We start from the raw sequence: 19,919 nt of genomic DNA on the forward strand, positions 1-19,919 counted from the left end.
AATCCAAAGACAATTGAGAGGCTAGGACTTTTGTCCCAGCCTCATTTTTTTGTTTATTTCTTCCATTCAAAGATGGAAGCTGTTAAATTCTCAACATAGAATGGACGTTTATTTCGACTATTTCCAACAAGGAGCTCAAGATGATCTGCGTTCTGGAGATAGAATGGTAGTCCACTGGTGTTAAAAATGACATAGTAGTGTTTGTCCCAATTTAATTCAAAGACAACAACACCACTGCCCATATCTGCTGTATGCACGAAGACATGTTGGTAGATTTCCTCATAAGATTCAAGGGACAAGGCAGGCAGGGTCTTCTTCAAATGAATCAATTGGCGAACATAGTCAACAGTATCCTTATTTACAGACACTAGATTCCAGTCGACTTGGTTGACAGCATCAGGTGCATTATAAGAATTCATGGCCCGTTCTCGATCTTTAGGTGTCACTTCCCCATCTTCGCCCGTTGCAACTAGTTTGGTTCGTAGGAACTCTTGTCCAACCTGCATAAAGGCCATCCCTTGGAAGAGGAGATTCATGGCTGTCGCCATTTCTACCTGCTTCTTAATTTTTTCCTGAGAATCATTTGGATGGACATAAGAAAGCAAATCGTAGAGGTTGTAATTGTCATGGGCTTCTACATAGTTGAGGACCTGACTTGGAGTTAGGAAGGATCCCAACTCTGCACTTCCCAGAACGGAACGCGCAATGATGTCTTCTGTAGACTTGCGACTGACATACCCACGTTTAATGGATCCGAAGACTTCAGCTCCCTTAATGGCATCTCGAGAGGTATCATTAAAGAAACCGACTTGGGCCATTTGATAAGCATTGTCCTTTTTGGCCTTATCTTCTGGAGCCAACCCTGTCCCCATATCCCAACCTTCTCCATAAAGGAGAATCCGTGGATCAATCGCGTCCATGGCTTCACGGATTTCATTCATAGTATCCACATCGTGAATCCCCATTAAGTCAAAGCGGAAACCGTCAATCTTATATTCTGTTACCCAATACGTCAAGGAATCAATCATGAATTTGCGGTACATCTCATGCTCACTGGCCGTCTCATTCCCAACTCCTGTACCATTTTGGAAGGATCCATTTGGATTCATCCGGTAGTAATAATCAGGAACGGTTGTTTGGAAAGCTCCATCTTCTGTCGAATAGATATGATTATAGACCACATCCATGACTACCGAAATACCCGCTTCATGATAGGCGTGTATCATTTCTTTTAACTCACGCATGGTGGTCTTAGGGTCGTGAGGTTTGGTCGAGTAACTAGTCTCTGGAGCAGAGTAATTCTGCACATCATAGCCCCAATTATAGAGGACATTCCCGTCTTCATCATAGGTCTTATAGCGGTCGGTCACTGGTTGCAGTTGAACTACATTGACCCCTAATTCCTTGATATAGTCAAAGGCTGTGGCATCTCCTTGGGCGTTCTTCGTCCCAGTCTGGTGAGCTCCTCGGTAGGTTCCTCGATAGGCTTCATCCACCCCGGAAGTCGGAGAGATGGTCAAATCCCGGACATGCATTTCATAGACAACCGCCTGACAAGGATTATCCAGACGCCAGTCAGCCTTTTCATAAGCTTCTGACTGAAAGGCAGGGAAGATGCAATCCTGATGAGAAAGAATGGCAGACTTTTTCCCATTTTCACTGGTAGCGATCGTATAAGGATCACGCGCAATCTCTGTGTGGTAATCAAAATAAACCTTATACTGATAGGCTAGTCCACTGAGGTTTCCCATGACATCCGCATACCAGACACCACAGTTATTGCGAACATGGTCGCTAGATTCTCTCTGACCACGAACCATTGGGACAATCTTCCAGACCTTGCTGTCATTGGCTACAGAATCATAGATGAGAAGGTCTACTTTATTGGCAGTAGGCGCCCAAAGTTTAAAGCGGTAATCATCATCTTGCTGGCGATATCCCAACCAACCCTGATAGCCCCATTTGGCATCAAATTCTTGATAGTGCGTCGCCATATCAAAAGCGCGTGGCTTCCGACGGCTGTATTCATGACTGGTCATTGCAGCCTGCAAGGAATAATAAACGGTGTCATCTCCTTGAATCAACCAGACTTCCCGCACTTTCCCTTCTGGTAAAAGCTCAATATGGTATTCATCCGACTGACTAAGCCAGTTTCCTTCCTTGATGATGACATGGCCAATGTGTTGAGGTGTCTCACAGTTATAAACTAGGAGCCCCTCAACTCCAAAATAATCGAGCTTGGAGAAAGAGACTTCCTCTCCCCATACTCCTTCATGCCACTTCCACATATCACGGGCAAAATAATCACCTACGGGATGATGGTAGTGGATTTTCACTTGATACTGATGCATCGTATTGTATTTCCTATTTCCTAATTAACTATGTATGAAGAAACTGGCATTACCCACTCTCAGCAATGATTCTCCATTATTCTTCTGATTTATATTCTGAACGGACCAGAGCATCGTCATTAATTTCATCGATGTTGGCAAAAAATTCTAAGTGATTGTGGAAAACTTCCAGTTCTACCGGTGTATCTCCGCCGTATTCGCCGTCTAAATTAATCTTGAACTCTTCTTTCTGATCCAAAACTTCAATTTTTAATTTAGAGGTTTTGAGGTATTCAATATTTGAATCATTAACGTGTTTCCCACCATTTACAGCTTGCATAATGAGAGACAGCATTTCAAATAATTTAGCTGTTTTGACTAAGATCAAGGTAAAGTTCCCATCATCAAGTTTAGCATCTGGTGCCACACTTTCAAAGCCACCGATTGAATTGGTCAAAGCCACGAAGACAAGAGAAACTGGTCCAACATAGACCCCATTGTCGTGTTCAATCCATACCTTGCGGGTTTTATTTTTAGGAAATTTTTTCACAGCTTCGGCCACATAAGCAAAGTAGCCATAGCGTGATTTCACTTCACTTGGAACGCTAAAGGTTAATTCGGACAAGGTTCCTGCGGCAGCAATATTGATAAAATATTTACTTCCGTAAGCACGGCCAATATCCATTTGAATAGTTTGGTTCTTCTCAATGATCCGTGCAGCTGCGACTGGGTCTCCCATTGGAATCTTCAGTGCACGAGCATAATCGTTGGTTGTTCCAGTTGGAATAAAAGCCATCTTTGGACGGTGTTCCAAGCTAGCAACCCCATTAACAACCTCATTAATAGTCCCATCTCCTCCAGCAGCAATTATCAAATCAAAACCAGCTTTTGCAGCTCGTTCTGCTTCTAATTGAGCTGAAAGGGGCTCTGGAGTGGTCTGATAGGCACTTGTTTCGTAGCCAACATCCTCTAACACATCCAAAACTTCTGCGATATTCTTTTTAATGATTTCCTGACCAGAGGTCGGATTATATATCACTCGTGCTTTTTTAATCTTATTTTCCATACATGCCTCTATAAACTTTCAAGCCAGGCTTCATCCTGTATTTCAATCGATAATTCCTGCGCTTTGCTTAATTTACTTCCCGCATCGCTACCTGCTACTAATAGGTCAGTTTTTTTGGACACGGAACCTGTGACTTTAGCCCCTAAGGCTTCTAATTTAGCCTTGGCTTCCGAACGTGTCAGACGTTCCAGTTTACCAGTTAAGACAACTGTTTTACCGGACAAAGGAGCATCTGCTGCAACCTTTTGTCCAAGGTAATCTAAGTTTACCCCAGCATCCTTAAGCTCTTCTAAAAGAAGTTGAGAGCCTTCCTGGGCAAAATAACGCTTAAGACTTTCAGCAACCACCATTCCTAAACTGTCTATCGCCGCAATCTTTTCAACCTCTGCATCTGCTATAGCTGGAATGGAATGGAATTCCTGTAGCAAGAGCTGGCTAACCTTACTTCCCACATGACGAATTCCCAGACCAAACAATAGTTTTTCAGCAGAATTCCCCTTTGATGTCTGGATAGCGTCTACTAATTTCTGGGCAGATTTTTCTTTAAATCCATCCAATTGTAAGAGATCATCCACGGTCAGGCGATAAATACCTGCTACATCTTGAACCAGTTCTTTAGCAAACAGTTTTTCAACCACTGCTGGCCCCAAGCCTGTAATGTTCATGGCATCTCGGCTAGCAAAGTGGGCGAGTCCTTCTTTTATTTGAGCAGGACAACGAGGGTTGATACAACGCAAGGCCACTTCATCTTCAAAATGAAGGAGCTCGCTCTCGCAACTCGGACAGTGACTCGGAATCTCTAATCTCTCTTCCGATATGCGCTTATCCATGACAACACGCAAGACAGCTGGAATAATGTCCCCGGCCTTATAAACAATAACCGTATCGTCCTTGCGGATATCTTTCTCAGCAATGTAATCCACATTATGGAGAGTAGCACGACTAACAGTCGTCCCTGCCAGCTGAACGGGAGTCAAATTAGCCGTTGGTGTCACCACTCCTGTCCGACCGACAGTCCAATCAACTGACAAGAGTTTTGCTTCCTTCTCCTCAGCTGGGAATTTGTAAGCCACTGCCCATTTGGGCGCCTTGACGGTAAAACCAAGTTCTTCTTGAACAGCTAGATCATTTACTTTAATCACGACCCCGTCGATATCATAAGGAAGCTGGTCTCGCATGGCTGCCACTTCTTGAATATAGGTCCAAACTTGCTCGATACTAGTCGCTATCTTGTGATGAGGATTGACGACAAAACCGAGTCCGTTTAATTTGGCTAATACCTTCTCTTGGGTCGCTTGGTCAGTAGGACTAGCTTCCTGGTAGAGGAAGGTCGCGAGCTTGCGCTCCGTAACAATCTTCGTATCCAACTGTCTTAGAGTACCGGCTGCAGCATTTCGAGGATTCGCAAACTCTGCTTCCCCATTTTCTTGACGGGACAAATTTACGGCATCAAAAGACGCACGGGGCATGTAACATTCTCCGCGAACGGTTAATGTAAGAGGTTCCGGTAAAACTAGAGGAATATCGCGAACTCGCTTGAGGTTCTCGGTAATATTTTCTCCAACACTCCCATCCCCCCGCGTAGCACCAGTTTCGAGGACGCCATCCACATAAGAAAGTGAAATAGATAGACCATCTATTTTTAACTCACATACATAGGTGACAGATGGAAATTCCTTTCGAACCCGTTGGTCAAAGGCCACCAATTCTTCATAAGAAAAGGCGTCCTGCAAGCTATAAAGCGGGTAAGTATGCTGGTATTTTTCAAATCCTTTGAGAATGGTTCCTCCGACCCGATGAGTTGGACTATTGGGTTGGACTAGTTCTGGATAGGCTTCTTCTAATTCTACAAGTTCTCGGTATAGACGATCATATTCTTGATCAGATACCGAGGGAGCATCTTTGGTATAATATTCTTCCGCATATTGGTTGAGTAGATTTACTAACTCTTTTATTCTGGTTTCCATACTTCTATTTTACCATAAAAACGCTTTACTGTGGCCTGTCTGACTACTTCCCACTAGAAAAAAAAGCATTTTTTTACTACCCATCCGAAATCCTACTTCAATTAGCAAAAAAAGCCTGAAGCAAGGCTTCAGACTCTTAATTTATTGAGTTAAATCAATATGATTTGAAATTCGTTTGATCAGAATCGCTCCGACAATCAGAGAAGCGAATTCACCCAAACCAGTAGTCAACCAATTCAAGAAGAATGGTGTTTCGTTTATAATATGCAATTCTAAGGCAATCGTAAACATAGAGAGGGCAAAGAAAATTGAAAATAAGAAATGATCCTTGCGAATCCATCCATTAAAGAGCTCTTCCTTTTCAAATCGTTTAAATAGGTAAACCCCAAGTGTTACGAAGACCAAGGTAGATCCACCACCAACGATCAAATCGATAATTCCATAACTCATGAAGTTAGAAATCATACACCCAATGGTAACAGACCAAATGTATTTCCGATTGTAGAAAGCCATGAAGTTGAGCATTTCAGAAACACGGAATTGGATCTCGTTGCTTCCGATGGCATTCAACGGGGGCGTAATGGTCAAGGCCACATAGAGAGCTGCAACTAGGGCAATCTGTGCCAAGTCACGAACAGTATAGTTTTTCATCGTTTTCTCCTTTAGCGGTTTTACCGCGTATAATATGCTTGGTGAAAGAAGCTAAGCACCAAGGGTTGATCTTTGCCGATGACCCAAACTAATAGATTTCAAAGCAACAAATCAACTTTATAAGTATAGCATAAATAAGGAAATTATGATAGACTAATTGTATGAAAAAACTACTTAATCGAATCTTTGATAATGAAATTTTAGCCTACCTGATCTTTGGTGTTGCTACAACGATTGTTTCTGTTGCTACTCGGCTGATTGTTTTCCAACTGACAGACCAAGAACAACTAGCTACCTTAATTGGAAATATTGCAGGAATTCTTTTTGCCTTTGCTACCAATGATACGATTGTCTTTAAACAAGAAAGAAAAGGCTGGTTGAAACGGTTGATTGTTTTCTCTTTTGCTAGAATGGGAACTCTGGTGCTGGACCTCTTGATGACCACCATCTTTGTAACCCAGTATCCGCAAATCATCGGTCAGTTTGTCAATATGAATCGGACGGCTATCAATACCATCGAAACGTTTGCCGCCCAATTTATGATCGTCATTTTGAACTATGTTTTCAGTAAACTTTTTGTCTTCCGAAATAAGAAATAAGTTCCAAATAACTAAGAAAAACCGTCAGAACTCATATGGTCTCTGACGGTATTTTTTTATACTTCTAGACTAGATACTTGGGCGCTCAAATATGCAATCTTTCCTTCCACACCAAAGTAGTCCTTGACCAAGCCTTTTAATTCGTCCATTGCTTCTTTGGCCCGTCCTGCTTGCTCTTCAGTCACTGCCTCCATCACAAGAATAGCCTGTCGCGTTTCTTCTGTCAGCATGGTTCTTTGAGCTTCCCGCCAGTTTAAACAACGGCAAACGGCTCCCTCTTGATCATAATAGATGATCTCTTCCGGCAAAGCAGGAGCGTCTTCCTCAGCTCCTAGTGGGAAGAATGGCTCTCCCCCCTTGGCTTTTCCTAAGGATAAGCCTCCAGCTAAATTTTCCATATCCTCACCACCACAGGGGATAGCATAAGCAAGAGATACACTATTGTAGAGATCAACTAGCGGATTAATGGGATAAAACTCCCCTCCTTGCGACACACGTTTCAATAAGGCTTCAATGGAAGAACGAGCTCCTTTTTTGGTCTTAAATTTAGTAAAAGCCTGACGCCATTCCTGAACGACTGGACTGGCAGTGAACTGATCTTCATCAATGAAGACTTTTGATCGTGCAACTCCCTTGTCAAGCAGATCCTTAAAAAAAGGATCCTTGCTCTCGTCAACATGATTGTCGATACCTTCTACTGTCATCACCACTACTTGTGCTTGGGGAAACAAATCCCAAAATGCTTGATCTACTGTAAATTTCATTTCTTTTCCTCACTATAGTTTCTTTTTTGACCTTTTTTCACTAGCTCCCAATCCGCTGCTACGTTTTCTCTCATTTTAGCAAGCCATTCTTCTAATTGAAGGATTTCTGCCTTTGAAAAACCTTTTAAGGCAGTGTTCTCAGAATAAGCATGCTCAGCAAGGATAAAAGGATAAAGTGCTTGACCCTTTTCCGTCAGGATCCATTTTTTTATCTTTTGATTTGAAGGATCAGTTAATTCTCGGATAAATCCTTTATCAGCTAATTTTTTAACAGAGCGGGCTACTGTTGAGCGGTCCACTTTTAATAAATCGGATAACTCCTCTTGAATAATTCCTGGTTGCTCCCCAATCCGTACTAAATATAGGTATTGGCCTCTTGCCAGTTCCAAGTCTCGGAACTCAATATTGGCAATCGAATCTAAGGCTCGGGCTATGATGCCAATCTCTCTTAGAACCTTCATCTGCTCCTCCTTTCCTTTATAAGGAGTCTATCACATTTTTGTTGCAAATGCAACTAAATGCACATAAAACAAAAAGCCGGCTGAAAACCGGCTTGTTCCTATTTTATTCTTTAACATCACTCCTGATTTTTTCTCAAGTTTTTAAGATGGAAACGACGCTTGAATGACGCCTCTTTTTGGTGAAAAGCTACTTTAGATGACTTGTACTTGGCTACCACATCCCCGTCTTTTGTTTCAAATCTCGCTTCAATGGCATATTGAATACTAGCATTTAAGATACAGCCAATAATCAATACTTTAGCTACCAGGATAAACCAGAACATAATGACCGCTAAAAGGACTGACCCGAAGAAACGAGCATCTAGGAAACTCGTAATGTAGTGATCAACATATTTCCAGAAAATATTCAAGGTCAAATAAAGGACTGCTGTCACAAAGATGGCTCCTGGAAAGACATAGCGAAACTTAGGAATTTTGATATTGGGAAGAGTGTAATAGAGCAAGAGCAAGGTTAAAAAGAGCAGGAAGTAAACCGAAGGTCCTGAAATATTTAAGAGGCGAAGGTAGATACTTTCATCAAACTTGAAAATTTCATAGACGGAACGAATAATCATCCGGCCAAACATAGTAAGAACCAAAGATAGACCGAACAAACCTTGCAGAGCAAAACTAATCAAAATACTGAAGATTCTCGCCCAGATAATCCCCCTCTCCTTCTCCACTCCATAACTTTTATTGAAGGCTCTCTGCAGGTAAGCGATACACTGTGAGGAGACCCATAAAGCCGAAATGATGGAGAAACTAAGCAAACCAGTAGACGGCTTGGTAAGCACCGATGAAATAACTTGCAAGACAATGCGGTACATGGAGGCAGGTAATACTTCACGCAAGGTTAGCAAAATCTGAGTCGGACGAATCTGGAAGTAAGGAAGGATATTGGCTGCAATCAACAATAAAGGGAGAATGGAAATCAATAAATAATAGGCCACTGCTATACTTGTGATGTCCGATTCAGAGGCCATATAAAAGCGCAAGAACCCCTTAATAAACGGTCGTTGGCCTAGCCATTTTAGAAACTTTTTCATATCTATCCTCCCCTAAACAAAGTCATAAAAAGAGAAAAGAGCGAAACCGTTATTTATCTTCAGCTCCATTCTTTCCTCTCTACTTGTTTTAATAGGTTCCTTCTTCGCCTTGACTGGTCAAAATAACCGGTCCATCTTTCGTAATAACAAACTGATGTTCGTACTGACAAGAAAGTCCACCGTCAAGGGTTTTGTGGGCCCAACCTGTCTTCATATCTGTATCGATCTCCCAAGTTCCGGTATTAATCATCGGTTCAATAGTCAAGACCATCCCTTCACGTAAGCGCAAGCCACGTCCTGCACGTCCGTAGTGAGGTACCATTGGTTCTTCATGCATGGTTGGTCCTACGCCGTGACCGACCAAATCACGTACTACACCATAGCCTTTGCTTTCAGCATATTCTTGAATCGCTGCTCCAATATCACCCAGACGATTTCCGACAACCGCTTGTTCAATCCCCTTATAGAGACATTCCTTGGTGACATCCATGAGATCTTTGACCTCTTGGGAAACATTCCCAACTGCATAGGCCCAACAAGAATCAGCCAAACCACCAGAGTAGTTTTCTGTATACTTTTTCACCTGTGCAACATTATCAAAGTCTAATTTTGAGACATCAACAACAGACTTGTCTAAGGGTTCAGACAAGACCATATCCACCTTTAAGAGGTCACCGTCTTTTAAGACATAGTGACGAGGAAAGGCGTGAGCCACTTCATCATTGATCCCACAACAAGTCGCATAGGGATAGTCCATCAAGCTTCCTTCTACACCGATCTGAAGGGGCAAGACGTTGGCTTCTTTACAGCGACGTCGAACATACTCTTCGACTTCCCACAGATCGAGACCTGGTTTGATCAAATCCCGAAGGCCAATATGGATACTAGCAAGAAAGTCTCCTGCACGGTCCATGGCTTCGATTTCACGCTGTGATTTCAATGTAATCATCTATTTCCTACTTCCATTCTAATTAATTTTCAAAGTGACGGTGGCCTTCGTAACTAACTGCAGATTCAAGTACAAATCAAAATCTATAATAGCCGATCGTCTAGTCTGGCGAACAATACGCGTTTCAATCCGCAAGGTATCGTCCACTTGAACAGCTTGGAGGTAATAGACCAAGAGCTGTTCGATAATTAAATTTTTTCCAGAATTCATCATGAGCTGGCGAGTGACTGTTGTTAGAACTTCAGTGAGAACGCCATTCGAGAGAACACCACTCTTTTCTAACATACTCGGTTCAACCGTCAATTCAAAATGATTGGCTTGCAGAACTACTTTTTGACTGATTTGTTCACTAAAGGTTGGCAAGCCCGACAATTGCTCCTTGCTCATCCGGTCCATGACCGCACGACGAGTAATAACCCCTAACAAGGTTTGATTGCTGCGAATAACAGGGATCATCTCAAAATCTTCTGCAATCATGCGTTGACTGACATTGGCGATACTAGAGGATAGGTTTGTCGTAAAGACGCTACGGGACATGACCTTGTCCAGAGTTGTCTGGGGTGTCTTGTCTCCGGCATCTCGCATGGTCACCACTCCGACAACCATTTGGTGCTGATTGACGACAGGAAAACGACTAAACCGGCTTTTTCTTACCAAGTCCAAATAATCTCGTACGGTATCTGTTTCCCGTAAAAAACCATATTCATGCATAGGCGAATAGACTTGTTCGACCGTTAGAATATCTGTTTTAATTTGCATGTTGGCGAGAGCACGGTTGATCATGGTCGCCACGGTATAGGTATCATGCTTGGTACGTAGGATAGGAGTTTGACCACTGCGACCCAGTTCCAAAATAGAAGGATCGACGTCAAAACCACCAGTTACAAGAACAGCATTGTCGTGTTGGAGGGCCAGGCGCTGGATATTGGTCCGGTCTCCCACAATAAGGAGCCCACCTTCAGAGACATAGTCCAAAATATGTTCTTCTGTCATGGCCCCGATATAAAACTTGTTGAACTCTCGTTCCAGCCCTTCTTTCCCTGCCAAGACTTCCGAACCGGTTATTTCTACAATCTCTCGGAAAGTCAGATGTTCTAGGACAGCCTTTTTGGACTTGACACGAACCGTCCCACTACGAGGTCTCGTTTCAACAATTCCACGATTTTCAGCTTCTTTAATGGCCCGATAGGCGGTCCCATCACTCACCTGCAAATAATTCGAGATACTTCTCACACTGACACGTTTGCCAATTGGTAGTTTCTCCAAATAATCTAAGATCGCTTGGTGTTTACTCATTGAGATCTCCTCTATCTATGCAGAACTCGTAATAATCCCGCATCTTTCGGGTATAGCGGTCACTCCCCTTGAATTGCCGTTTCAAACTATAACCGGCATGTAAAGCCACCTGTTGACTGGCAATATTTTCAACATGGGTAATGATTCGGACTTGCTTGAGATGAAATTCCTGAAAGGACAAGAAGGTAATTTCTTTGACAACCTCTGTCATGAGGCCTTGACCCCAATAGTCCTTGTGTAAGAAATAACCAAGTTCAGCTTCTTTCTTAATTTCATCCAACTTTTCAAATTTAATCGATCCAATCACACGGTCTGTTCCCTTGTCACAAATCGCCCATATTCCTAAAGGATTCTTTAGAAAATAATTGGCCAAGACATACTGGCATTCCTCTAGGGACGTTTGTGCTGGGAAAATAAAAGGCAAATTCTCTGGATTGGAGGATATGGTATAAAAGTCAGCGGCATCACTATATAGAAAGGGCCTCAAGAAGAGGCGCTCTGTTTCAAAACATGAAAATGCTGCTAGTTGCGTCCAAATGTTCATAAAAATCGTTCGTTATGCTTCATCAATCAGCTCGATGTCAGCTCCCAATTGTTGCAATTTTTCAATAATATGCGAATAGCCGCGAAGGATAAACTCAATATTGGTAATCTCCGTTCTACCCTGAGCCATCAAACCAGCAATCACCAAGGCAGCGCCTGCACGCAGGTCTGTCGCCTTAACTGGAGCACCTGTTAATTGATTTGGTCCTTGGTAAACAATGTGATCACCAACTGTTTCAATGGTCGCTCCCATGCGCATCAGTTCAGTCACATGGTTGACCCGCTTTTGATAAATAGTATCTACGATGCTTCCCTTTCCATTAGCTGTCAAGAGCAATGGAGTCAAGGGTTGTTGCAAATCCGTTGCAAATCCTGGGTAAGGAGAGGTTTTAATGTGAACAGCTTTCAGATTATCTTGCTTTTCAACAAACACACTATCCTCAGAAATCGTCATACGAACGCCCATTTCTTCCAACTTAGCGATAAAGCTTTCTAGGTGTTCGTAGAGGACATTGTTGATTTGAATCCCTTCTCCAACAGCTGCAGCAAGGGCGATATAAGTCCCTGCTTCGATGCGATCGGGGATCACTTGGTGACGCGTCCCGTGGAGATAGTCCACTCCTTCAATGGTAATGATATCTGTACCCGCACCACGAATGTGTGCTCCCATATTATTGAGAAGGGTCACGACGTCAATGATCTCAGGTTCACGAGCAGCGTTTTCAATAACGGTACGACCTTCCGCTTTAACAGCAGCCAGAATGGTATTAATAGTTGCTCCAACGCTAACCGTATCCATATAGATAGCTGCACCACGAAGACGCTTCCCATTTGTGGAAAGGTTCATACTAGAACCATCCATGGTCATCTTAGCACCCATCGCCTCAAAGGCTTTCAAATGCAGATCAATGGGACGAGGACCTAGGTCACATCCACCTGGTAGACCGACAGTTGCCTGGCTATAACGTCCCAAAAGACTTCCGTAGAAATAGTAAGAAGCGCGAAGACTATTGATCTTACCAAATGGCATTGGCATATCTTGTACACCACGTGGATCGATAATAAGAGTCTCCCCATCTCGCTCCACCTTTGCCCCCATGAGGGTCATAATGTCAATCAAGCTAGCCACATCTGAAATATCTGGAACACCATCAAGGGTCACAATTTCGTCTGCTAAAATAGTCGCTGGAATAAGGGCCACCACGCTATTTTTTGCACCACTAATGGTCACCTCACCTTTTAAAGGGCGACCACCATTAATTATAATTTTTTTCATGTAAATTTGTATAAGCTCTTTCAATCATTCGGTAAAAAATTACCGCATCTATTATATCATAAAAACGCTTCATTTTCCACTACTTCTTATCTTTTGATCGGTCAATCCAATCCTTAGAAAACCTCAACTATATGTTTTACTATTTTTTTATATTTTTGCTTGCAAGACTAATTTATTTATGTGTTCTATTGTTGTTTTTTAAAAAAGGCAGCCCTTTTCGGACCGCCTTTCCTGAGTTTATTTCACTTCATTTCCTAGTTCGTATTTACTGCCTTTTAGAGCTCGGCTCAAGGACCATTTCCAAGATTTCCCCTCAATGGTTACTTGATTTTTTTCTATATCGACTCTTACTTCTTCCACACCTTTTACTGCGGATAATTTTTCAGTGACAGCATTGGCACAACCTTGGCATTTCATTCCACTAATTTCGTATGTTTTTGACATAATTATTTTCCCTTCTTTTACTCGAGGAGGCAATTTTTCTCCTAGTTCTTACAATTTTTTTCTCTTTAATCTTAGAGCATTCAGTACAACCGATACTGAACTAAAACTCATGGCTAGACCTGCTAACATCGGGTTTAAGAGCGGGCCACCAAAGAGATAGAGAAGGCCCATCGCCACCGGAATGGCTAAAACATTGTAGATAAAGGCCCAGAACAAGTTTTCCTTGATGGTCTTAATCGTGTAACGACTAATTTCCAAAGCCCGGACGACATCCATCAATTGCGGTTTCATGACGACGATATCGGCACTTTCCATGGCGATATCTGTCCCAGATCCCATGGCAATCCCGATATCCGCAGTTGCAAGAGCTGGTGCATCGTTGATTCCATCTCCCACCATGATCACAGACTTGCCTTCTGCTTGCAAATCTTGGATCACCCGTGATTTTTCTTGAGGAAGCACTTGACTGATGATCTGCTGGATTCCAGCCTTCTTGGCAATCGCTCGAGCAGTCCGTTCATTATCCCCAGTCAGCATGATGACCTCCTTGCCCATTTTTTCTAGGCTAGCAACCATTTCTAAACTATCTTCCTTAATCCGGTCTGCTACCCCAAATAGGGCCAAGAGTTGTCCATCTTCAGCTAAGAAAATCGGGGTTTGTCCATCCTGAGTTAAGTCCTCCAAGTCAGCCTTGGCAAGATGAATATCGATTCCTTCCTCATCCATGAGCGTTTGATTCCCAGCCAGATAAACCTTCCCACCATAGTTAGCAGTGAGGCCCCTTCCTGTTAGACTAGAGAAGTTTTTCATCTCTAATAAGTCTATATGCTCTTCTTTCGCAGCATCCAAAATAGCTTGTCCCAATGGATGCTCGGACTTGGCTTCCAGAGAAGCTAGGAGTTGTAAGGCATGGTTCTTCTGACCATAGGTATAAGAAGAAGACAGCTGAGGTTTACCTTGAGTGATGGTCCCCGTTTTATCGAAGACCAAGACTTGCGCTTGGTGAGCTAACTCAAGGACATCCCCTCTCTTATAGAGGATCCCATGCTCTGCCCCTAATCCTGTCCCCACCATGATGGCTGTCGGAGTCGCCAAGCCTAGAGCACATGGACAGGCAATGACCAAGACACTAATTGTTACCGTCATAGCAAAGGTGAAGGTCTCACCCATGATGAAGTACCAAAAGAGACCTGATAAGAGGGCAATCCCCATGACTACTGGGACAAAGACCCCTGCCACTTGATCCGCAATCTTGGCAATCGGTGCTTTGGTTTGTTGGGCATCTTCCACCAGCTGAATGATTTGTGCTAGTAAGGTATCCCGACCAACTTTCTCAGCCCGATAAACCAAACTACCTTGTCCATTAATGGAACCTGCGTAAACTGGACTGCCTTCAGTTTTTTGGATGGGGATAGATTCACCCGTCAGCATGCTTTCATCAATGGCTGATTGTCCGGAAACCACTTGACCATCAACGGCTATTTTTTCACCTGGTTTGACCAGGATCTGATCTCCAATGACCAAGTCTTCTACAGGTAGTTTCACTTCCTTTCCATCACGTAGGACCGTTGCCTCTTTAGCCGCCAGATGCATGAGCTTTTTAATGGCTTGAGAAGTACGCCCTTTTGATAGCATTTCAAAATATTTACCCAGAGTAATTAGGGTCAGGATCACGGCTACAGATTCAAAATAAAGCTGGTGCACGTGATGGTGGTGACCAAGCAATATGTGATAAGTCCCATAAAGGCTATAAAGAAAGGCTGCACTAGTCGCTAGAGCTACCAAAGCATCCATATTGGGATGGCCTTTTAGAAGGGTTCGGAAGCCATTTCGATAAAAGGCTCGTCCAAAGATCATCACGGGAATGGTCAAGAACAAAAGAACAAGAGTATAAGCCACAGGTGCTCGACCAGGTGAAACAAATGCAGGTGCTGGTAGGCCAATCATGGGGCCCATTGCTAGATAAAAGAGAGGCAGGGTGAAGATGGAAGACCAAAAGAGGCGTTTTCGGATCAATTGTAGCTTGTCACCTTCTCGCTCTTCTTGGCTCTTAGCTGTATCTGGATTGTATACTACTGCCTCATAACCGGCGTCCGCTACTGCTTTTGAAATAGCCTCTGGACTCAAAGGTTCCCCCTGATATTCAACCGTCATTTTTTCAGTGGTTAGGTTCACTGTCGCTTTTTCAACACCCTCAAGATGGTTAACAGCTTTCTCCACATTGATCACACAGGATGCACAGGTCATCCCATTGATGACAAAAGTTTCTTCTTTCATTTATCTTCCTCCACATGACTGGCACAGTGACACTGGCCAGGTTGGCAATCACATTGAACCCGCTCCACGCTCACTTTCGAAGCCAGGAGGTCTTGCAACCCCTTCATTTGCTCCTCGGTCATAGGGGTTTGCTGGATTAATCGCTCCAATATGTGACCATGCTTGGTCAAGCAGATCTTACTAAAAACTTCATTGACAGCTGTAAAATTTGCCTCTTCTTCATTGAGGATGGCCTGATACAAATAGGTTCGACCTTCTCTTCGACTTGTCAAATAGCCTTTATCAGCCAATCGTCCTAAGAGGGTTTTCACCGTCGAAGCTGACCAGTCCTGCTTGGTGGAGAGAATCTTGGTTATTTCTGTAGAAGTCGCTTCCCCCTTAGTCCAGAGAACTCTCATGACTTCCCATTCCGCACTTGAAATCTTTGCCATTCTTTTACCTTTCTAGCTCTCATCAAGAACAATTAATTTACATTTGTAGTTACATTATACACCTTCCATTTTGTTTGTCAATCATTTTGTTTACATTTGTAGATTAATTTCATAAAAAGAGAGTGGGACAGAAATCGGTAATTCGTTAGAATTCGATTTCGYCGTCCCACCTCCGCACAGTTGAGTAGGGTTGTAAAAGCTGATGAAATCAGCGTAGTAGAGCCCACTTAACCACTGCGTCTTGCTCGACAATCCAAAGATAATTGAGAGGCTAGGACTTTTGTCCCAGCCTCCTTTCTATATCCTTAGTTAACTGCTTCTTTCAAGGCTTCTACCTTGTCCAAACGTTCCCATGGTAGATCGATATCCGTCCGTCCCATATGTCCATAAGCCGCTGTTTGACGGTAGATTGGACGTTTGAGATCCAACATTTGAATAATCCCTGCAGGACGAAGGTCAAAGATTTGACGCGCTGCTGCTTCTAATTTGCTTTCAGCAACTGTTCCTGTACCGAAAGTATCGATACGAACAGACACAGGGTGAGCCACCCCAATCGCATAAGCCAATTGCACTTCTGCTTTCTTAGCAAGACCTGCAGCAACAATGTTTTTAGCGATATAGCGAGCTGCATAAGAAGCTGAACGGTCCACCTTAGTTGCGTCCTTACCAGAGAAGGCACCACCACCGTGACGTGAGTACCCACCATAGGTATCCACGATGATCTTCCGACCCGTCAAACCTGAGTCTCCTTGAGGTCCTCCGATAACGAAACGACCAGTTGGATTGATGAAGAATTTTGTTTCATCATCCAGATAAGAAGCTGGAATCACTTCCTTGATGACCTTGTTAATCACATCTTGGTGGATTTGTTCATTGCTCACTTCTGGATCGTGTTGAGTTGAAATAACGACTGTATCCACGCGCACTGGTCGGTCATTTTCATCATATTCAACAGTAACTTGAGATTTAGCATCTGGACGAAGATAGCTAATCTCACCAGACTTACGAAGCTCTGCCAAACGACGAACCAACTTGTGGCTGAGTGAGATAGGTAATGGCATGAGTTCTTCTGTTTCATCCACTGCAAAACCAAACATGAGACCTTGGTCTCCTGCTCCGATCAAATCAAGTGGATCTTGATCTGCATTCCCACGAACTTCCAAGGCTTCATTAACCCCTTGGGCAATATCAGGAGATTGTTCCACCAAAGATGGGTGTACTCCTACCGTCTCAGCAGAGAATCCATATTCTGTATTGGTGTACCCAATCTCTGCAATCGTATCACGAACCACACGGTTAATATCCACATAAGCAGTCGTTGAAATCTCACCGAAGACATGCACTGAACCAGTATAAACAGCTGTTTCAGCAGCAACGTGTGCTTCTGGATCTTGCTCTAAAATAGCATCTAAAATAGCATCTGAAATTTGGTCTGCAATCTTATCTGGATGCCCCTCAGATACCGATTCAGACGTGAATAATTTACGTTCTGACATAAAAATGTCCCCCCTTAAAAAATAATCGTTATAGAGTTACAAAGAACTGGTAGATGCTTTCTACCACCTTATCGGGACCATATAACTAAACTATTATATCACGATTTTGCACCAATATTCCTATTTTTATAAAAAGAAAAAGATATAGTTTGAAACTATATCTCTTGTAGTTAAACCGCTATCCATCCCTAGTCCTTACAGTAGCAAGGTCCCTATTAAGACAAGGATAGTGGAAATGATAGATGGAATTCGAAATAGAAACCAATCCGGATCACCAGCTAAAAACATAGAGACGAAAAAGAAAGCTACAGAGACAAATAGAATCTCCTTACTGGCGAATATCCTTCCAATGCCAAGCAGGACTGTGGCAATAATATAAGAAATCAGATGTAATCCCAAAAAGAATAGGAAGGCAATTGCCCATCCTCCTACCATCAGAGCACTGCCTATAAACAGTCCAAGATAGCCGATGTTTAGGAAAAATACAAAAGTTAGAAGACCTGTATTAGGAGCAGGTTTTTCTACACCTGGTGCCATCATAGGTGGCTGAACTGGTTTTTCTTGGCCTTGATTCGTCATTGGGGGCTGAACTGGTTTTTCTTGGCCTTGATCCGTCATTAGTGGCTGAACTGGTTTTTCTGGACCTTGTTCCATCGTTGGTGACTGAACAGCCCCCTCAGGTATATTATTATGCTCTTGGTTTGATTGATACTTTGGATCTTGATCTGTCATCTTTATCCCTCCTCTTTTACAAGCTTAAGTTATTTGGCGTTTCTTACTCCTATTATACCGCATTTGATAATTCATTTCATCGGCTATGATAAGTGATAAATTTTATCTATCAGCTTGATAAATTATCCATATTATTCAAATTATTTTTTTCGTGTTACAATGACTGTATTATTTTCTAATCAGTAAGGGAGCATTTCTTTTTTCCTTACTCATTAGAGAGGAGGAAATCATTTTTGGATTGGTCAATTGTTGAACAATATTTTCCACTCTACCAGCAAGCCTTTTTCTTAACCTTCCACATTGCTCTATGGGGAATTTTAGGTTCATTTCTTTTAGGACTGATTGTCAGTATCATCCGACATTATCGTCTACCGATTTTAAGTCAACTAGCTGGTTGTTACATCGAACTTTCTCGAAATACACCGCTCTTGATTCAGCTCTTCTTCCTCTACTTTGGCTTGCCAAGGATAGGAATCGTCCTTTCTTCAGAGATTTGTGCAACCATTGGTCTCATCTTTTTAGGTGGTTCCTATATGGCTGAGTCCTTCCGAAGCGGTCTAGAAGCTGTCAGTCAAACCCAGCATGAAATCGGTCTCTCCATTGGGCTAACACCCAGACAGGTCTTTCGCTATGTGATCCTACCACAAGCGACCGCAGTGGCTCTGCCTTCCTTTAGCGCCAATGTCATTTTCCTGATTAAAGAGACCTCTGTATTCTCTGTAGTCGCTTTAGCTGACCTCATGTATGTAGCAAAAGATTTGATCGGACTCTATTACGAGACAGACATCGCCCTGACCATGTTGGTCATTGCCTATCTGCTTCTCTTACTACCGATTTCACTTCTCTTTAGTTGGATAGAAAGGAGATTACGCCATGCAGGATTCGGGAATCCAAGTACTCTTTCAGGGAAATAATCTCCTACGAATACTCCAAGGCTTGGGCGTAACCATTGGGATCTCCATTATCTCTGTCTTCCTATCCATGATTCTTGGAACTTTACTCGGTATCGTGATGACTTCTCATTCAAAAGTTATTCGTCTGCTCACTCGCTTTTATCTGGAATTTATCCGGATTATGCCCCAGTTGGTCTTGCTCTTTATCGTATACTTCGGTTTGGCCCGCAATTTCAACATAAACATTTCTGGTGAAAGTTCAGCTATTATCGTCTTTACCCTTTGGGGAACTGCTGAGATGGGGGATTTGGTCCGAGGGGCCATCACTTCTCTTCCAAAACACCAGTTTGAAAGTGGACAAGCCTTAGGATTAAGCAAGGTTCAACTATACCGCTACATTATCATCCCACAGGTTCTCAGACGATTGCTTCCGCAAGCTATTAACTTGATTACCCGTATGATAAAGACAACCTCCTTAGTGGTCCTCATCGGGGTTGTAGAAGTTACCAAGGTCGGCCAACAAATCATCGATAGCAACCGCCTGACCATCCCTACCGCTTCTTTTTGGATTTATGGAACCATTTTAGTCTTGTACTTTATCGTCTGCTTCCCTATTTCCAAATTAGCAGGACAGTTAGAAAACCACTGGAGGAATTAAT

At 42.9% G+C, this 19,919-nt stretch carries 19 protein-coding genes and 1 riboswitch; of the genes, 3 read left to right on the forward strand and 16 right to left on the reverse strand.

Going from position 1 to position 19,919, the window contains the following annotated elements:
• Positions 1–53 precede the first annotated feature (53 nt).
• From pulA to ADF75_RS03240, 4 genes are all read right to left on the reverse strand, one after another.
• Complete coding sequence (pulA, locus tag ADF75_RS03225; protein WP_048789120.1) at positions 54–2,351, reverse strand: type I pullulanase; 2,298 nt, start codon at positions 2,349–2,351, stop codon at positions 54–56.
• Between the two features lie 76 nt (positions 2,352–2,427).
• On the reverse strand, positions 2,428–3,396 hold the full coding sequence (locus tag ADF75_RS03230; RefSeq protein ID WP_048789121.1) for a diacylglycerol kinase family lipid kinase: 969 nt from the start codon (positions 3,394–3,396) through the stop codon (positions 2,428–2,430).
• An 8-nt stretch (positions 3,397–3,404) separates the two neighbouring features.
• Complete coding sequence (gene ligA / locus ADF75_RS03235; protein ID WP_048789122.1) at positions 3,405–5,363, reverse strand: NAD-dependent DNA ligase LigA; 1,959 nt, start codon at positions 5,361–5,363, stop codon at positions 3,405–3,407.
• Positions 5,364–5,504: 141 nt separating this feature from the next.
• Positions 5,505–6,014 (reverse strand): QueT transporter family protein, encoded by a 510-nt coding sequence (locus tag ADF75_RS03240; protein ID WP_048688111.1) that lies wholly within the window; start codon positions 6,012–6,014, stop codon positions 5,505–5,507.
• Positions 6,012–6,147, reverse strand: a riboswitch (PreQ1 riboswitch). It overlaps the preceding gene by 3 nt.
• Before the next feature lie 28 nt (positions 6,148–6,175).
• Between ADF75_RS03240 and ADF75_RS03245 the strand changes: the two genes are divergently transcribed.
• Positions 6,176–6,613, forward strand: coding sequence for a GtrA family protein (locus ADF75_RS03245; protein WP_048688108.1), 438 nt, complete (start codon positions 6,176–6,178; stop codon positions 6,611–6,613).
• A 56-nt stretch (positions 6,614–6,669) separates the two neighbouring features.
• Here the strand turns inward: ADF75_RS03245 and ADF75_RS03250 are convergent, their stop codons facing one another.
• The 12 genes from ADF75_RS03250 to ADF75_RS03305 all read right to left on the reverse strand — a co-directional run bounded on the left by ADF75_RS03250 (position 6,670) and on the right by ADF75_RS03305 (position 18,367).
• Complete coding sequence (locus tag ADF75_RS03250; protein ID WP_048789123.1) at positions 6,670–7,377, reverse strand: B3/B4 domain-containing protein; 708 nt, start codon at positions 7,375–7,377, stop codon at positions 6,670–6,672.
• A complete protein-coding gene (locus ADF75_RS03255; RefSeq protein ID WP_048789124.1) occupies positions 7,374–7,838 on the reverse strand; it encodes a MarR family winged helix-turn-helix transcriptional regulator in 465 nt (154 codons plus the stop codon). The genes ADF75_RS03250 and ADF75_RS03255 overlap by 4 nt, the downstream gene beginning before the upstream one ends.
• Before the next feature lie 116 nt (positions 7,839–7,954).
• Entirely contained in the window at positions 7,955–8,923 is a 969-nt protein-coding gene (locus ADF75_RS03260) for a YihY/virulence factor BrkB family protein (protein WP_048789125.1), read from the reverse strand.
• An 88-nt stretch (positions 8,924–9,011) separates the two neighbouring features.
• On the reverse strand, positions 9,012–9,872 hold the full coding sequence (locus ADF75_RS03265; protein WP_048789126.1) for a methionyl aminopeptidase: 861 nt from the start codon (positions 9,870–9,872) through the stop codon (positions 9,012–9,014).
• Positions 9,873–9,890: 18 nt separating this feature from the next.
• Positions 9,891–11,168, reverse strand: coding sequence for a CBS-HotDog domain-containing transcription factor SpxR (spxR, locus tag ADF75_RS03270; RefSeq protein ID WP_006596063.1), 1,278 nt, complete (start codon positions 11,166–11,168; stop codon positions 9,891–9,893).
• Positions 11,161–11,712 (reverse strand): GNAT family N-acetyltransferase, encoded by a 552-nt coding sequence (locus tag ADF75_RS03275; RefSeq protein WP_048688090.1) that lies wholly within the window; start codon positions 11,710–11,712, stop codon positions 11,161–11,163. Before ADF75_RS03275 ends, spxR begins: the two co-directional genes overlap by 8 nt.
• Before the next feature lie 12 nt (positions 11,713–11,724).
• Complete coding sequence (locus ADF75_RS03280) at positions 11,725–12,987, reverse strand: UDP-N-acetylglucosamine 1-carboxyvinyltransferase (RefSeq protein ID WP_048688087.1); 1,263 nt, start codon at positions 12,985–12,987, stop codon at positions 11,725–11,727.
• Positions 12,988–13,224: 237 nt separating this feature from the next.
• Positions 13,225–13,431, reverse strand: a complete 207-nt coding sequence (copZ, locus tag ADF75_RS03285) for a copper chaperone CopZ (RefSeq protein ID WP_048688240.1) — start codon at positions 13,429–13,431, stop codon at positions 13,225–13,227.
• Between the two features lie 48 nt (positions 13,432–13,479).
• A complete protein-coding gene (locus tag ADF75_RS03290; protein ID WP_048789127.1) occupies positions 13,480–15,708 on the reverse strand; it encodes a heavy metal translocating P-type ATPase in 2,229 nt (742 codons plus the stop codon).
• A complete protein-coding gene (locus tag ADF75_RS03295; RefSeq protein ID WP_048716931.1) occupies positions 15,705–16,139 on the reverse strand; it encodes a CopY/TcrY family copper transport repressor in 435 nt (144 codons plus the stop codon). The genes ADF75_RS03290 and ADF75_RS03295 overlap by 4 nt, the downstream gene beginning before the upstream one ends.
• Positions 16,140–16,444: 305 nt before the next feature.
• On the reverse strand, positions 16,445–17,635 hold the full coding sequence (metK, locus tag ADF75_RS03300; RefSeq protein WP_048688076.1) for a methionine adenosyltransferase: 1,191 nt from the start codon (positions 17,633–17,635) through the stop codon (positions 16,445–16,447).
• Positions 17,636–17,830: 195 nt separating this feature from the next.
• Positions 17,831–18,367: a hypothetical protein gene (locus ADF75_RS03305; protein ID WP_048789128.1), complete on the reverse strand. Its 537-nt coding sequence runs from the start codon at positions 18,365–18,367 to the stop codon at positions 17,831–17,833.
• Positions 18,368–18,600: 233 nt separating this feature from the next.
• On the opposite strand from ADF75_RS03305, the gene ADF75_RS03310 reads away from it, so the two are divergent.
• Together ADF75_RS03310 and ADF75_RS03315 are read left to right on the forward strand one after the other, a co-directional pair.
• Positions 18,601–19,281, forward strand: a complete 681-nt coding sequence (locus ADF75_RS03310; RefSeq protein WP_048789129.1) for an amino acid ABC transporter permease — start codon at positions 18,601–18,603, stop codon at positions 19,279–19,281.
• Complete coding sequence (locus ADF75_RS03315) at positions 19,241–19,918, forward strand: amino acid ABC transporter permease (protein WP_006596050.1); 678 nt, start codon at positions 19,241–19,243, stop codon at positions 19,916–19,918. Before ADF75_RS03310 ends, ADF75_RS03315 begins: the two co-directional genes overlap by 41 nt.
• Position 19,919: the final 1 nt, after the last annotated feature.

The sequence above is a fragment of the Streptococcus sp. 1171_SSPC genome, from assembly GCF_001069335.1.
Lineage (GTDB): Bacteria > Bacillota > Bacilli > Lactobacillales > Streptococcaceae > Streptococcus > Streptococcus xiaochunlingii.

Coding starts and splice junctions, on each gene's coding strand:
- copZ (WP_048688240.1), bottom strand. CDS start 13,431: ATGTCAAAAACATACGAAATTAGTGGAATGAAATGCCAAGGTTGTGCC.
- ADF75_RS03275 (WP_048688090.1), bottom strand. CDS start 11,712: ATGAACATTTGGACGCAACTAGCAGCATTTTCATGTTTTGAAACAGAG.
- spxR (WP_006596063.1), bottom strand. CDS start 11,168: ATGAGTAAACACCAAGCGATCTTAGATTATTTGGAGAAACTACCAATT.
- ligA (WP_048789122.1), bottom strand. CDS start 5,363: ATGGAAACCAGAATAAAAGAGTTAGTAAATCTACTCAACCAATATGCG.
- ADF75_RS03250 (WP_048789123.1), bottom strand. CDS start 7,377: ATGAAATTTACAGTAGATCAAGCATTTTGGGATTTGTTTCCCCAAGCA.
- ADF75_RS03230 (WP_048789121.1), bottom strand. CDS start 3,396: ATGGAAAATAAGATTAAAAAAGCACGAGTGATATATAATCCGACCTCT.
- ADF75_RS03265 (WP_048789126.1), bottom strand. CDS start 9,872: ATGATTACATTGAAATCACAGCGTGAAATCGAAGCCATGGACCGTGCA.
- ADF75_RS03290 (WP_048789127.1), bottom strand. CDS start 15,708: ATGAAAGAAGAAACTTTTGTCATCAATGGGATGACCTGTGCATCCTGT.
- pulA (WP_048789120.1), bottom strand. CDS start 2,351: ATGCATCAGTATCAAGTGAAAATCCACTACCATCATCCCGTAGGTGAT.
- ADF75_RS03305 (WP_048789128.1), bottom strand. CDS start 18,367: ATGACAGATCAAGATCCAAAGTATCAATCAAACCAAGAGCATAATAAT.
- ADF75_RS03260 (WP_048789125.1), bottom strand. CDS start 8,923: ATGAAAAAGTTTCTAAAATGGCTAGGCCAACGACCGTTTATTAAGGGG.
- ADF75_RS03255 (WP_048789124.1), bottom strand. CDS start 7,838: ATGAAGGTTCTAAGAGAGATTGGCATCATAGCCCGAGCCTTAGATTCG.
- ADF75_RS03245 (WP_048688108.1), top strand. CDS start 6,176: ATGAAAAAACTACTTAATCGAATCTTTGATAATGAAATTTTAGCCTAC.
- ADF75_RS03295 (WP_048716931.1), bottom strand. CDS start 16,139: ATGGCAAAGATTTCAAGTGCGGAATGGGAAGTCATGAGAGTTCTCTGG.
- ADF75_RS03315 (WP_006596050.1), top strand. CDS start 19,241: ATGCAGGATTCGGGAATCCAAGTACTCTTTCAGGGAAATAATCTCCTA.
- ADF75_RS03280 (WP_048688087.1), bottom strand. CDS start 12,987: ATGAAAAAAATTATAATTAATGGTGGTCGCCCTTTAAAAGGTGAGGTG.
- metK (WP_048688076.1), bottom strand. CDS start 17,635: ATGTCAGAACGTAAATTATTCACGTCTGAATCGGTATCTGAGGGGCAT.
- ADF75_RS03240 (WP_048688111.1), bottom strand. CDS start 6,014: ATGAAAAACTATACTGTTCGTGACTTGGCACAGATTGCCCTAGTTGCA.